The organism is Cryobacterium sp. TMT2-10, assembly GCF_004403075.1.
Classification (GTDB): Bacteria; Actinomycetota; Actinomycetes; order Actinomycetales; family Microbacteriaceae; genus Cryobacterium; species Cryobacterium shii.
This window is the reverse complement of sequence record NZ_SOGW01000084.1, coordinates 1-13,595: the sequence shown is the minus strand read 5'-3', so window position 1 is coordinate 13,595 and position 13,595 is coordinate 1. Positions and strand designations below refer to the sequence as shown.

Below are 13,595 nucleotides of genomic sequence, written 5' to 3'. Positions count from 1 at the left end.
GGCCGAGCGCCCGCCGCGCGGTCGCCGCTGGCTGACCGCGTTCGCGGCCGGGGCCGTCGGCATGACCGCGCTGCCGGTCATCGCCGTGATCGTGGGCGCCCTCATCGTCGGCGCGGCCATCGGTGACGCGTCGACCCTGTCCGCGGCGCTGGGGCGGGCGGCCCTGATGATGCCGGTCGCGGTCATCGCGGCCGGCCTCGTCTACGCGCTGCTGGTGGTCGCGTCCGTGCGCGCCCTCGGCGTGGGGCTGCGCGAGGGCTACTACCCGGTGCGCAGCCGGATCGGCTGGCAGGTCTGGATGACCGAACGCATCCTCGACGGCGCCCGCACACTCCTGTTCCCGGTGTACGCCGGCCTGCTCACCCCGATCTGGTTGCGGCTGCTCGGGGCGAAGGTCGGCGCGGGCGTCGAGGCCTCGACCGTCCTGCTGATCCCGGCCCTGACGACCATCGCCCCGGCCGCGTTCCTCGCCGACGACACCATGGTCGCCTGCTACGAGCTGGGCGGGGGCTGGCTGCGCATCGGCCCGGCCAAGATCGGCCGGCGCGCGTTCCTGGGCAACAGCGGAATCGCCGGCGCCGGGCGCACCGTTCCGCGCAACGGTCTCGTCGCCGTGCTCTCCTCCACTCCGCGGAAGGCCAAACGCGGCTCGTCCTGGCTGGGCAACCCGCCCGAGCGGCTGCGGCGCATCGCGACCGACGTCGACGAGACGCTCACCTTCCACCCGCCGGTGCGACTGGTGACCCGGCGCGCGCTCTGGGAACTGCTGCGCATTGTTCCGGTCATCGTCACAGCCCTGATCGCGCTCGGCGTGCTCGCCGCGCTCGCCTGGCTCTGGCTCCGGCTCGGCCTCGGTTGGGCGATCGCCCTGTCCGGAGTGGTCATGCTCGCCGCCGGCATGGTCGCGGCCCTGGTCACGACCGCGGCCAAGTGGATGCTGGTGGGCCGGATCCGGGCGACCGAGCATCCGCTCTGGTCCTCGTTCATCTGGCGCAACGAGGTATCGGACAGTTTCGTGGAGATGGTGGCCCGGCCCTGGTTCGCGGCGAAGGCGGCAGGCACCCCGGCGCTGGCCTTCTGGCTGCGCACCCTCGGGGCGAGAATCGGCCGCGGGGTGTGGTGCGAGTCGTACTGGCTACCCGAAGCGGACCTCGTCGCCATCGCCGACGGCGCCACCGTGAACCGCGGCTGTGTGGTGCAGACGCACCTGTTCCACGACCGGATCATGCAACTCGACCGCGTCAGCCTGGCCGCGGGCTCGACGCTCGGGCCGCACAGCGTGATCCTGCCGGCCGCCTCGGTCGACGAGGGCGCCACCGTGGGGCCGGCCTCCCTCGTGATGCGGGGCGAACGGGTTCCCGCCGGGTCGGTCTGGTCGGGCAACCCGATTTCGCCGTGGCGGTCGCTGCCGTGGCAGACTTGACGGCCCATGCCTCAGAACAAGTCTTCACTCCCGTCTCGGCCGGTGCCGCCGAATAACGGCGCGCCGACCCACGGTGCGCCGACAGTGGATGACGCCTACACACCGCAGAACGGGAACGGCGGCTATCTGGCCCAGCACTACGACCTCGACCTCGACTACCGGGTGGCCACCAACCAGCTGCGGGCGACGGCGACCATCACCGCGCTGGCCTCGATGAGGTTGGACCGGTTCAGCCTCGACCTGGACGGGCTCAGCGTCGACCGGGTCACGGTCAACGGGGTGCGGGCGCACAAGGTGATCCACGCCGCGCGGAAGCTGCTGATCCTGGTGGCGACCCCGATCGACGCCGGCGATCGGTTCGAGGTGAGCGTGCGGTATCGCGGGGCGCCGCGCCCGCTCCGCAGCATTTGGGGCGACGTCGGCTGGGAGGAGCTTGACGACGGGGTGCTCGTCGCCGGCCAGCCCACCGGCGCGGCGTCGTGGTACCCGTGCAACGACCATCCGAGCAACAAGGCCTCCTTCCGGATCCGGCTCACCTGCGAAGACCCGTACACGGTCGTGTCCAACGGAAAGCTGATCGCCCGGTCGACCCGATCGGGTCGCACCGCCTGGACGTTCGATGTGCCCGAGCCGATGGCCACCTACCTGGCGTCGGTGCTGATCGGCCGCTACCGGCGCACCGACCTGGCGGCCGCCCCGGTCGCCCAGCGGATCTTCTTCCCCGCCAACCTCGCCCGCGAAGTGGCCGTTGACTTCGGCCGGCTGGGGGAGATGCTGTCCCTCTTCACCGCCCGATTCGGGCCGTACCCGTTCGGCGCCTACTCGGTCGTGGTCACCGACGACGAGCTGGAGATCCCGCTCGAAGCGCACGGCCTCGCCGTCTTCGGCCGCAACCACGTCGACGGGGCGCACGGCAGCGATCGGCTGATCGCGCACGAACTGGCCCACCAGTGGTTCGGAAACAGCCTGACTGTGGCCCGGTGGCAGGACATCTGGCTGCACGAGGGATTCGCGTGCTACGCCGAGTGGCTGTGGGGGGAGGCCAGCGGGGGACCGTCCGCAGACCGGAGCGCGGCCGAGCACCGCGCGCTGCTCGACGCGCTGCCCCGCGACATCGTCGTCGGCGATCCGGGACCGCACGACATGTTCGACGACCGGGTCTACAAGCGCGGCGCGCTCGCCCTCCACGCCCTGCGCCGCGAGCTCGGCGACGACGGCTTTTTCGGCGCCGTGCGGGCGTACACCCGCGACCGGCGACACGGGTCGATCTCCACGGACGACTTCGTCGAGTTCTTCTCGGTGCACACCGGGAGCGGCGAGGTGCGCCGGATCGTCGACCGCTGGATCTACCGGACCGTGCTGCCCAAACTCTGAGCCGGCCGGTGGCCTGGCCGCCGACGGATGTCCGTGGCGGTCAGCTGCAGCACCGTGAGCTGGGCACCGGTGTGCACGGTGTCGGTGTGCACTGTGTCGGTGTGCACGGCGACCGTGCCGGCCAGTCCCGGCCCCGGATCGAACCGGGCCAGGCGCATCGTGTCCAGCGGGAAGCCGGCCCCCGGCCAGGCCGCGAGGTGCGGGGCGGCGGCATCCGTGGCTGCACCCGTCGGAGCGGCGGCGGTCAGCGTGACGGTCAGGTCCCGCGGGTCCACCCGGAGTCCGTCGCCGGTGCACTTGAGGATCGCCTCCTTGGCCGTCCACAGGGCGGCCCGCGCGGCCGCGGCGTCGGCGGGCGGGACGAAGTGGAGGGCGCCCTGCTCCGCCGCCCCGAACGCGACCCGGTCGAAGTCGGCCCGGGAGACGGCCGCCAGGCTCTCGATGTCGACCCCGACCGGTCCAGCGAAGGTCAGCGCGACGGCGACCGCGTCGGCGGCCCGGCTGAGGCTGGCGTGCAGGGGCCAGGGGTGCAGGGTGCGGCCTTTCGCGCTCGGAGGAACGTTCAGCACCGGTCTGCCATGGCTGCCGCCGCAACGGTCACAGGTGCGGTCGATCGACACGTGTCGGGGATCCACGCCGAGGACCCAGGCGGCGGCGGCCGCCAGGAAGCCGCGATCGGCGGCATCCGTTGCCCCGCGCGGGGCGACCACGACGAACACGTCCCGCGTTCGCTCAGCATTCACGCCCCCAACCTACCGCCGGGACCGTCGGAGGCGGCGGGCGGCGCTCCCGACGGATGCGACACTTGTAGCTGCTATATAAGGAGCGCCCGTGGCACTGATCGACAACGCAATCTACGTGAACGGGCATCGAGCCGCCAACCCGGACACGCTCGACGAGACCTACGCGGCCATGAAGTCCCGGAACGGCTTCGCCTGGATCGGGATGTACCGCCCGTCCGAGGCCGAGGTGCGCTCCGTCGCCACCGAGTTCAGCCTCCACCACCTGTCGGTGGAGGACGCGTTGAAGGGCCACCAGCGCGCGAAACTGGAACGCTTCGGGGACATCCTGTTCGTGGTGCTGCGGCCGGCTCGCTACATCGACGCCGAGGAACGGGTCGAGTTCGGCGAGCTGCACGTGTTCGTGGGCCCGGACTTCGTGGCGACCATCCGTCACGCCGAGTCGCCCGATCTCGCGAAGGTGCGCCTGCGGATGGAGCAGGCGCCGGAACTGCTGGCCCTCGGGCCCGAGGCCGTGCTCTACGCGATCCTGGACCAGATCGTGGACGAGTACGGGCCGGTCGTGGCGGGGCTCGAGAACGACATCGACGAGATCGAGAACCAGCTCTTCGACGGCGACCAGGCCGTGGCCCGGCGCATCTACGACCTGTCCCGCGAAGTGATCGAGTTCCAGCGCGCGACGCAGCCGCTGGTCGGCATGCTCGAGGCGCTGCAGAAGGGCTTCGGCAAGTACGCGGCCCCGACCGAACTGCAGCACTACCTGCGTGACGTGCTCGACCACACCCTGCGGGTCGTCGAGCGCGGCGCCGCGTTCCGGCAGCTGCTGGACAACGCGCTCACCGTGCACAGCACCCTCGTCACCCAGCGTCAGAACGAGGAGACGCGCCGCCTGTCCGAGACCAGCGTCGCCCAGAGCGAAGAGGTCAAGAAGATCTCCAGCTGGGCGGCCATCCTGTTCGCGCCCACCCTGGTGGGCACGATCTACGGCATGAACTTCAAGGCCATGCCCGAACTCGGGTGGGTGTTCGGCTACCCGTTCGCCCTGTCCCTGATGCTGGCCATGGGGATCGGACTCTACCTGGTCTTCAGGAAGAACAACTGGCTGTAGGACCCGCCGGCCTGACCGGGGTCAGACGGATGCCTGGGGCTGCGCGTCGAGCCAGGCTCCGACCTCGTCGTCCAGGGTGCTCTTCTCGGCGGGAGTGAGGAACGAGGCCTCGATCCCGTTCCGGGCCAGAAGCGCCAGCCGGTGCGGGCCCAGGCCGAACTCGCGGTCCAGGGCCGTCAAATTGTCGTCGATGTAGCCGCCGAAGTACGCCGGGTCGTCGGAGTTGACACACACGAGCAGGCCGCGGTCCAGCATCCGCATGATCGGATGCCCGGCGAGGGTGTCGATGACCCGCAGCCGCACGTTCGAGAACGGGCACACGGTCAGCGGAACGCGGTCCCGCACCAGGCGGTCGAGCAGGGCCTCGTCTTCCAGGCTGCGGATGCCGTGGTCGATGCGCTCCACCCCCAGCAGGTCCAGGGCCTGCCAGACGTACTCCGGCGGTCCCTCCTCGCCCGCGTGGGCGACCAGGCGCAGCCCGTTGGCGCGGGCCAGGTCGAAGACCTCGGTGAACAGCTCCGGGGGATAGCCGACCTCGGCGGAGTCCAGCCCGATGCCGTCGATCCGGTGCGGGCTCGCGAGGATCTCCCGCAGCAACTGCAGCGCCTCGGCGGCCGGACGGTCGCGCAGGAAGGTCACGATCAGTTTCGTGCTGATGCCGACCGAGTCGACGGCGGCGTCGAGGGCATCGCGCACCCCGCCCAGGGCGGTGAGCAGCGGCACGCCCCGGCTCGTGTGCGCCTGCGGGTCGAAGAAGATCTCCGCGTGCCGCACGCCGGCGGTGCGGGCCCGCTCGAGGTAGGCGCGGGTCAGATCGGTGAAGTCGATGCGTTCCCGCAGCACGTCGAGGTTGCGGTAGTAGAGGTTCAGGAAAGACTGCAGATCGGTGAACTCGTACTGCGCGCGCAGCTCGTCGAGGGAGCCCCACGGCAGGCGCACATTGTTGCGCGCGGCGAGCTCGAGGATAAGCTCGGGTTCGAGTGTTCCCTCGATGTGCAGGTGGAGTTCGACCAGGGGGAGTGTCATTGAACCATTCTCGCCGAGAAGGATCGGCGCCGGCCCTCGCCGCCGCCCCGGCTGTCGTGCGGGTGGTCGCTCGGACGGCCGCTCGGACGGCCGCTCGGACCGAATCCCGCCGAAACGGGCCGTTCTGGCCCCTAATCCCGGTAAAAACGGGCAGCCTGCCGGTGAATCCCAGTTGACTGAAATAGGGTGTCGGTGTGCGGCGCCTTGATAAGAAACTAGATGACAACGGCATCCTGTCGGAAATTCAGGATGCTGCCGCCTCCGACCCTCGCAACTCAGGCCCTCGCAACCCAGGCCCTCGCAACTCCGACCCACGCAGCCCCGACCCGCACGACGCGGCGGCCCCGCACGCGGTCAGCCTCGGTGATCCGTCCCTCGTCGTCGGCAACGTGGCCGACCCGGTCTGGCAGCGCTGGCGCGCCGAACTGGCGGAAGTCGGCGGACGCTCACCGCTCCTGCACTTCAGTGACGGGCCCCGCACCCGGATCGAACTGAGCGCAACCCACCCGGGCGGACTGCCGCAGTTCATCACCGGCAAGACCACGCTGCTCTCGAACCTGATCCGGGACGAGCTGGCCCTGCGCAACGCCCGGCTCGCGGCCGGCGAGATCACCCAGAAGGGCATCGAGCTGCGATCGATGCGCGGCATCGAGTCCGTGCACCTCGCGATCGGCCTGGCCGAGTGGCGCCACGGTGACGTGGACTACACGGCGCCGGTGCTGCTGCGCCCCCTCGCCATCCGCCGCTACGGCCGCGACTTCGAGCTCAAGCTCAAGGGCCAGCCCTTCCTCAACCCCGAACTGGCCCGCGCACTGCACGACCAGTTCCAGATCACCCTGGACGCCGACGCGTTCGTGGCCCTGGCCGTCACCAACGGCGCCTTCAAACCGCAGCCCGTGATCGACCGGTTGCGCGGCCTGACCTCGCACCTGCCGTGGTTCAACGTGGTGCCGCGCCTGGTCGCATCCTCCTTCGCCGACGTGGGCCGCGCGCTCTCCGCCGACGCGGCCCGGCTGGACCACCCGCTGCTCGACGCGGTCGCCGGCAACCAGAACGCCCGCCGGGCCATCGAGACCGCGTACAACCCGGTCGTGCCGATCGGCCAGGACTCCCGGCCTCCGGCCACCGACATCCTGCTGCTCGACGCCGACTCCGAGCAGGAGAACGTCGTGGCGCAGATCGCGGCCGGCAACTCCCTCGTGGTCAAGACGCTTCCCGGCACGGGCGGCACCCAGACGATCGTGAACGCGATCGGCTCGCTCATCTCGCAGCACAAGCGCGTGCTCGTGGTCAGCGCGCGCCGGTCCAGCCTCGACGGCATCGCGCACCGCCTGGTGCAGGTGGGGCTGCCCGGCGTCGCCGTCACCCCGCGCACCCTGCGGCGCGACCTGATCCAGTCAATCACCCGCAACGAGAAGGCCGCCCAGCCCCTGGTAGGCGACGTCGACGACGCGCTCGTGCGGCTGCGCAAGGTGCTGCTCGACTACCGCTCCTCGCTCACCCGCCGCGATTCGGCCCTCGGGGTGTCGGTGCTTGATGCCCTCGGCGAGCTGGCCAGGCTGGCCCAGCTGCCGAGCCCGCCGTCGACCACCGCCCGCCTCGACCGGCGCGCCCTCGAGCGCCTCGCCCATGGCCGGGCCGCCGCGGCGGCGACGCTGATCAAGGCCGCCGCGCTCGGCGAATTCCGCTACGGCCCGGGCGACTCGCCCTGGTACGGAGCCTCCTTCACCTCCACCGCGGATGCGTCCGCCGCCCACCAGCTGGCCAAACGGGTCAACCAGGTCGAACTGCCCCGCCTGCTCGAGCGCGCCGCCGGGCTGGTCGGCCAGACGCGGCTGCGCCCGTTCGAGACGATCACCGAGCTCGGCGTCTACCTGCGGCTGCTGCTGGACATCCGGGAGACGCTCGACAAGTTTCAGCCGGCCGTGTACGACCGTTCGCTGGCCGAACTGATCGCCGCGACCGCCGCCCGCCGCGATTCGCCCGAGATGACCGGCGCCAGCCGCCGGCGACTGCGCAAACTCGCCGATGAGTACCTCCGTCCCGGCGTGCGCGTCAGCGACATGAACGAGAGCCTGCGCCGCATTCAGCAGCAGCGCACCCTGTGGCAGCGCTTCGTCGTGGCCGGCGTCACCCCGGAGGTCCCGGTGGGGATCTCCGACGTGCACGTCGCCTTCCAGCGCGTCGCCGAAGACCTTGCCAGCCTCGACGTTCCGCTCGGCACGGCCGGCACCACCCGCCAGCTGTCGAACCGACCGATCAAGGAACTCATCCACGCGGTCGCCGGCCTCGCCGCCGAGAGCGAGGTGCTCGCCAACCTGCACGAGCGCACCGCCCTGCTCGCCACCCTGCGCGAGCACAACCTCGACCCCCTGATGACGGACCTGTCGCAGCGGCACGTGTCCGAGAAAGACGTCGCCGTCGAGCTCGAACTGGCCTGGTGGCAGTCGGTGCTGGAGACGATGCTCAGCGGCGACAAGGCCCTCCTCAACGCCAACACGCAGGTGCTCGACCGCCTCGAAGCCGACTTCAAACTGGTCGACGAGGCTCACGCCTCGACCACCGGCCAGCTGCTGGCCTGGCTGCTCGCCGAGACCTGGAAGATCGGCGTCGTCGACTGGCCGGAAGAAGCCGATCACCTGCGGCGCCTGCTCCGCGCCGACCGGGCCACCCCCGGCCGCCTGCACAAGGCCGCACCGCACCTGGGCCGGGTGCTCGCCCCGGTCTGGCTCGCCTCACCCTACGAGGTCGCGGGCTTCGACGACCAGATGAGTTTCGACAGCGTGCTGCTCGTCGACGCCGGGGCCACTACCCTGGCCGAGAACGTCGGCGCCATCCGTCGTGGCAGGCAGATCGTCGCGTTCGGCGATCCGGTCACGCAGACCCCGTCCGCGTTCGAAACCGGCATCACGGATGCCGCGGACGACCGCACCGTGCAGGAGACCAACGTGGATGCCCTCCACGCCGACTCCGCCCTGGCCCGCCTCGGAGAGCTGCTCCCGACGCTGACCCTGACCCGAAGCTACCGGGCCGGCGGCGAGGACCTCGCCGAGCTCGTCAACCACCGCTTCTACGGCGGCCGCATCGATTCCCTCCCGTGGGCCGGCAGCTACCTCGGCCACGGCAGCCTCACCATCAATTACGTCGCCGGTGGGCACGGCATGCCCGACGCCGACAGCGGCGCCGTCGAGAGCGTCGACGCGGAGGTCGCCAAGGTCGTCGAACTGGTGATGGACCACGCGGTGAAGCGGCCCAAGGAATCCCTGATGGTGATCACGGCCAGCGCGCGGCACTCCGTGCGCGTGCACCAGGCCGTGCTGTCCGCGTTCTCCAAGCGCACCGACCTCTCCGACTTCATCCTGAAAGACCGGGCGGAGCCGTTCACCGTGCTCACCCTCGAGCAGGCCGTGGCCCAGAGCCGCGACCGGGTCATCTTCTCGATCGGCTACGGCCGAACCCCGCACGGCCGCCTGCTCACCAACTTCGGTTCGCTCGGCGAGCCCGGCGGCGAACGGCTGCTGGCCATCGGCATGACCCGAGCCCGGCGGGCCATGGACATCGTCTCCTGCTTCCGCCCGTCGGACATCGACGAGGACCGCCAGCGCCACGGCATCCTGGCTCTGTCCCAGGTGCTCAGCGAGACCGAGGCACGCCGCCACGAAGCCCAGGTGCCCGATGCCAGCGAGGCCATGCTGGTCGACCTGGCCCGTCGCCTCGAGAAGTTCGGCCTGACCGTGTCGCTCGGGCACCGCGGCAAACTGGCCCTGGCCGGATCAAACGCCGGCCGTGCCGTCGTCGTCGAAACGGATGCCGTGGTCGGCCGGTCGAGCCTGCGCGAGTCGCTCCGGCTCCGGCCCGAGGTGCTGCGCCGCCTCGGCTGGCACTACCTGCGCGTGCACAGCTTCGAGCTCTTCAGCAACCCGGACGCCGTCGCCGCTCGGGTCGCCGCGCTCGCGGGCGTCACCGCCCCGCCGTCGACACGGCCGTGACCGCTGACGCCAGCCCTGACGGCGGTCCTCACGGAGTAGCTGACGGCGGCGCCGACCAGCCGGCCGCGGCATCCGCGGAGCCCCGCCAGTCGGTCGTCAGACAGCCCGGCACATCCCGGCGCGCCAAACTGACACCGGCTCCCGGCACGGATCCCGATCCGCACCCGCCGGTACTGCGCGAGGAGGGCGGGGTCGTGCCCGTCGATCCCGCCGGACCGGGCACCCGCGGCGTCAACGACGACCGGCTGCGCCAGGACCGCCCGCCGCACTGGTGACGCGGGCGCGCTCCGGTCGGGGCTAGAGCGTGTGCTTCGGGCCCCGGTCGAGCGTCGCGCCGGCGGCCAGCAGGTCGCGGATCTCGGTCAGGAGTTCGAGCTCCGTCGCCGGGGCGGCCACCTCGGCGGCGGTGGGGGCGCCGGCGAGACGGCGGCGCTCCTGGGCATGCTTCAGGTGGTTGAGCGGCATGACGAAGACGAAGTAGACCACGGCCGCGACCAGGAGGAAGTTGATTGCCGCCGCGAGCACCAGCCCGAATGACAGTTCAGCGCCGCCGGGAAGCCCGATCACCATCGCTTTCGCGAGGCTCTCCGAGTTGAAGATCGCTGCGACCAGGGGGTTGAAGATGCCCTTGACGATCGCGTTGACCACCGCGGTGAACGCGGCCCCGATGACGACGGCGACGGCGAGCTCGATGACATTGCCGCGCATGATGAATTCTTTGAAGCCCTGGATCATGGTCATACTCCGCTGAGGTGCCGGCGCCGTGAGGCGATGACGGGGGAAGTGGTGGTAGTGGTTAGGAAGACTTGGCGGCCGGGGCGGCGGAGCTCGTGCTGCCCGAGGTCGACTTCGCGGGGGAGGACGAACTCTCCTTCGCCGGCGCGGACTTCTCGCCGGCCTTCGAGTCGGACGAGCCGCCCGACGCCTTCTCGAATTTCTTGTCTGACTTCTTGTCGGACGTCTGGCTCGAGCGCTCGAGGGAACGCTTCGAATCCGAACGGGAGTCATTGCTGTAGAAACCGGACCCGCTGAAGGTCACGCCGATCGACGAGAACACCTTGCGCAGCTTGCCGCCACAGGTGGGGCACTCGGTGAGCGTGTTGTCGGTGAAGGCTTGCTGGATGTCGAACGCGGTGTCGCACTCGGTGCAACGGTAAGAATAGGTAGGCACTGGAACTCCGGCTGTGGGACCGGCCGCTGGCCGAATCCCCGATTGTATAGATGGCTTCGCTAGATTTTACCGGTGTTGGCTGGAAGCCACGTCAACGGCGCATGCGGTCAGAACGCGATGATCCGCGACGGGGTGACCAGGCCGTCCACCGGCTGGTCGTGCACCTCGCGCGGGACCTCGTCGACGAACTCGTTGTCGTAGATCACGGCGTAGACCGGCGGGCACTTCTCCATCGAACCGAGGGTCTTGTCGTAGTAGCCGCGGCCCCAGCCCATGCGCAGGCCGGTCGCGTCGACGGCCGCGGCGGGCACCACGATCAGGTCGACGTCGTTGATCGCGATCGGGCCGAGCAGCTCGCCGGCCGGTTCCGGAACGCCCGCGAGACCCGGGGTCTCGGTCTGGTCTTCGCCGACGGTCCAGTCGAGCAGTCCGTCGTCACGGGAGACGGGGAAGAGAACCCGGATCCCCTGGGACTCGGCCCAGTTCACGAACGGGCGGGTGTTGGGCTCGTTTCGGCTGGACAGGTAGCAGGAGATCGAACGCGCCGACAAATCGAGCGTGATGCTCTGGAGATTGGCGGTGAGGCCGGCCGTCGCGGCGTCGCGCTCCACCGAGGTCATGTTCTGGCGGCGCTCCCGCAACTCGGCGCGGAGCGCCCGCTTTCGATGACCGATGTCGGAGTCCATACAAGTCATCCTAGATGCCGCTAACGTAGGGGCCATGGGGACATCAATTACCAAAGCCGTCATTCCCGCCGCTGGTCTGGGCACTCGCTTCCTTCCGGCCACCAAGGCCATGCCGAAGGAGATGCTTCCGGTGGTTGACAAGCCCGCGATCCAGTACGTCGTCGAGGAAGCGGTCGCCGCTGGCCTGCCCGACGTGCTGATGGTCACCGGGCGCAACAAGAACGCCCTGGAAAACCACTTCGACCGGATGACCGAGCTCGAGGCGATCCTGGAGAAGAAGGGCGATCAGAGCCGGCTCGCGAAGGTGAACTGGGCCACCGAGCTGGCGGACATCCACTACGTGCGCCAGGGCGACCCGCTGGGTCTCGGCCACGCCGTTCTGCGCGCGAAGATGCACGTGGGCAATGAGCCGTTCGCCGTGCTGCTCGGTGACGACATCATCGACTCCCGGGACCCGCTGCTCACGAAGATGCTGACCGAGCAGGGCAAGCGCAACGCGAGCATCATCGCCCTGATGGAGGTCGACCCCGCGCAGATCCACCTCTACGGTGCCGCCGCGGTCGAGGCCACCGATGACCCCGACGTGGTGCGGGTGACCGGACTGGTCGAGAAGCCGGACGCGGCGGATGCCCCGTCGAACCTGGCCATCATCGGCCGGTACGTGCTGCGCCCCGAGGTGTTCGGGGTGCTCGAACACACCCAGCCCGGCAAGGGCAACGAGATCCAGCTCACCGACGCGCTGCAGGAGATGGCGGCGACCCCGGATGCCACCGGCGGCGTGTACGGCGTCATCTTCCGCGGACGTCGCTACGACACCGGTGACCGCCTGGACTACATCAAGGCCATCATTCAGCTCGCCGTCGACCGCGACGACCTGGGCCCCGACCTCCGGCCGTGGCTCCAGGACTTCGTCGCGACCCTCGACTAGGGCCTACCGGCAGCCCCGGCGGCAGGCCGAGCGGGTAGATTGAGGGAACAACATTCTGGAATGAAGAGACGGGCAGGCTGTGGCCATCGCGATACCGACGCTTCATGACGGGCCCGTCACCCTGCGACCGATTCGGTTGCGGGACGACAAGGTGCTCGAGCGGTCCCTGATGGAGAACCGGAGCTGGCTGCGCACCTGGGAAGCCACGAGCCCGTACGCGCCGATGTCGTTCGACACGCGGTCGAGCATCCGCAGTCTCCTCGCTCACTCCCGCGCCGGAAGCGGTCTGCCGTTCCTGGTCGAGTACGACGGCCGGCTGGCGGGCCAGCTGAACGTGTCGTCGATCACCTGGGGATCGTTGTCCTCGGCCACGATCGGCTACTGGGTGGCCCAGGAATTCGCCGGCAAGTCGATCACTCCGACCACCGTCGCGCTGGCGACCGACTATTGCTTCGGCCAGCTCGGACTGCACCGGATGGAGATCTGCATCCGGCCGGAGAACGGCCCCTCGCTGCGCGTGGTAGAGAAACTCGGGTTCCGGTACGAGGGTCTGCGGCGGCGCTTCATCCACATCAACGGCGACTGGCGCGACCACTTCTGCTTCGCGCTGGTGGCGGAAGAAGTGCGCCAGGGCGTGCTCAACCGCTGGCACGCGGGCGCAGTGTCGCCCGACGCAGCCCGGGTGACGCCGTCCGACCTCGCCGCGGCCGCGCATCCGTTGGCCGTGACCGACCGATGACGCGCCGAATGTTCGGTGACACACCCTCGGTAATCATCCCCGGAAGCCCCCGGCGCTCCTACCGTAGGGACCATGAGTAGCGAGGTCCTGGGCGGGGGAGTCATGATCGCGGTCGCCGCTGCCCTGTGGGTGACCTATCTGATGCCGACCTGGGCGCGACGCCGACAATACCTGACCACCGAACGGAACGCCGTGCGCCTTCAGCAGACCCTGCGTATCCTGGCCGAGACCTCCGAAGTGCCGCGGGAGGTTCGCCTCGAAGCGAACGCGCGCACGGTGGTCACCCAGCGCAAACTCCTGGCCCAGGCCGAGGACGACGCCCGGGCCGAGGCCAAGGCCGTGACGGATGCCGCGGCCGCCGCCCGGCGGGCCGCCGCGGCCCGTTCCGCGACGGAGCGTGCGGCCGTGGCC

General features: G+C 70.1%; 12 protein-coding genes and 1 pseudogene. 8 read left to right on the top strand and 5 right to left on the bottom strand.

Annotated features, from left to right (window positions below):
• Together E3T37_RS09790 and E3T37_RS09785 are read left to right on the top strand one after the other, a co-directional pair.
• Positions 1-1,423 (top strand): Pls/PosA family non-ribosomal peptide synthetase (locus E3T37_RS09790; protein ID WP_370292407.1); only part of this gene is annotated, 1,423 nt, incomplete at its 5' end.
• Between the two features lie 84 nt (positions 1,424-1,507).
• Positions 1,508-2,797: a M1 family metallopeptidase gene (locus E3T37_RS09785; RefSeq protein ID WP_241976228.1), complete on the top strand. Its 1,290-nt coding sequence runs from the start codon at positions 1,508-1,510 to the stop codon at positions 2,795-2,797.
• Here E3T37_RS09785 and E3T37_RS09780 read toward each other — a convergent pair.
• Positions 2,770-3,540: a 4'-phosphopantetheinyl transferase superfamily protein gene (locus E3T37_RS09780; protein WP_134366599.1), complete on the bottom strand. Its 771-nt coding sequence runs from the start codon at positions 3,538-3,540 to the stop codon at positions 2,770-2,772. The two genes, E3T37_RS09785 and E3T37_RS09780, sit on opposite strands and share 28 nt — an antisense overlap.
• Positions 3,541-3,628: 88 nt before the next feature.
• On the opposite strand from E3T37_RS09780, the gene E3T37_RS09775 reads away from it, so the two are divergent.
• Positions 3,629-4,645, top strand: coding sequence for a magnesium and cobalt transport protein CorA (locus E3T37_RS09775; protein ID WP_134366598.1), 1,017 nt, complete (start codon positions 3,629-3,631; stop codon positions 4,643-4,645).
• 21 nt (positions 4,646-4,666) lie between these two features.
• On the opposite strand, the gene E3T37_RS09770 is transcribed toward E3T37_RS09775, so the two are convergent.
• Positions 4,667-5,671, bottom strand: coding sequence for an adenosine deaminase (locus E3T37_RS09770; protein WP_134366597.1), 1,005 nt, complete (start codon positions 5,669-5,671; stop codon positions 4,667-4,669).
• Between the two features lie 194 nt (positions 5,672-5,865).
• Here E3T37_RS09770 and E3T37_RS09765 point away from each other — a divergent pair, with 194 nt between their 5' ends.
• On the top strand, positions 5,866-9,660 hold the full coding sequence (locus tag E3T37_RS09765; protein WP_241976230.1) for an AAA family ATPase: 3,795 nt from the start codon (positions 5,866-5,868) through the stop codon (positions 9,658-9,660).
• Complete coding sequence (locus E3T37_RS09760; protein WP_134366596.1) at positions 9,657-9,935, top strand: hypothetical protein; 279 nt, start codon at positions 9,657-9,659, stop codon at positions 9,933-9,935. The genes E3T37_RS09765 and E3T37_RS09760 overlap by 4 nt, the downstream gene beginning before the upstream one ends.
• Positions 9,936-9,957: 22 nt before the next feature.
• Here the strand turns inward: E3T37_RS09760 and mscL are convergent, their stop codons facing one another.
• From mscL to E3T37_RS09745, 3 genes are all read right to left on the bottom strand, one after another.
• Positions 9,958-10,401, bottom strand: a complete 444-nt coding sequence (mscL, locus tag E3T37_RS09755; protein WP_347232658.1) for a large conductance mechanosensitive channel protein MscL — start codon at positions 10,399-10,401, stop codon at positions 9,958-9,960.
• Positions 10,402-10,456: 55 nt separating this feature from the next.
• Positions 10,457-10,831, bottom strand: a complete 375-nt coding sequence (locus E3T37_RS09750) for an FmdB family zinc ribbon protein (protein ID WP_134366594.1) — start codon at positions 10,829-10,831, stop codon at positions 10,457-10,459.
• Positions 10,832-10,938: 107 nt separating this feature from the next.
• Positions 10,939-11,517 carry a 5-formyltetrahydrofolate cyclo-ligase gene (locus tag E3T37_RS09745; protein ID WP_134366593.1) on the bottom strand — a complete coding sequence of 193 codons (579 nt, stop codon included), beginning with the start codon at positions 11,515-11,517 and terminating at the stop codon, positions 10,939-10,941.
• 34 nt (positions 11,518-11,551) lie between these two features.
• On the opposite strand from E3T37_RS09745, the gene galU reads away from it, so the two are divergent.
• The 3 genes and pseudogenes from galU to E3T37_RS09730 all read left to right on the top strand — a co-directional run.
• The gene (gene galU / locus E3T37_RS09740) at positions 11,552-12,445 is read left to right on the top strand and encodes a UTP--glucose-1-phosphate uridylyltransferase GalU (RefSeq protein ID WP_134366592.1); all 894 of its coding nucleotides are present in this window, start codon (positions 11,552-11,554) and stop codon (positions 12,443-12,445) included.
• A gap of 79 nt (positions 12,446-12,524) precedes the next feature.
• Complete coding sequence (locus tag E3T37_RS09735) at positions 12,525-13,184, top strand: GNAT family N-acetyltransferase (RefSeq protein ID WP_134366591.1); 660 nt, start codon at positions 12,525-12,527, stop codon at positions 13,182-13,184.
• Between the two features lie 72 nt (positions 13,185-13,256).
• Positions 13,257-13,595, top strand: a pseudogene (locus tag E3T37_RS09730) (hypothetical protein); the annotation flags it as partial.

Coding starts and splice junctions, on each gene's coding strand:
- E3T37_RS09770 (WP_134366597.1), bottom strand. CDS start 5,671: ATGACACTCCCCCTGGTCGAACTCCACCTGCACATCGAGGGAACACTC.
- galU (WP_134366592.1), top strand. CDS start 11,552: ATGGGGACATCAATTACCAAAGCCGTCATTCCCGCCGCTGGTCTGGGC.
- mscL (WP_347232658.1), bottom strand. CDS start 10,401: ATGACCATGATCCAGGGCTTCAAAGAATTCATCATGCGCGGCAATGTC.
- E3T37_RS09745 (WP_134366593.1), bottom strand. CDS start 11,517: ATGGACTCCGACATCGGTCATCGAAAGCGGGCGCTCCGCGCCGAGTTG.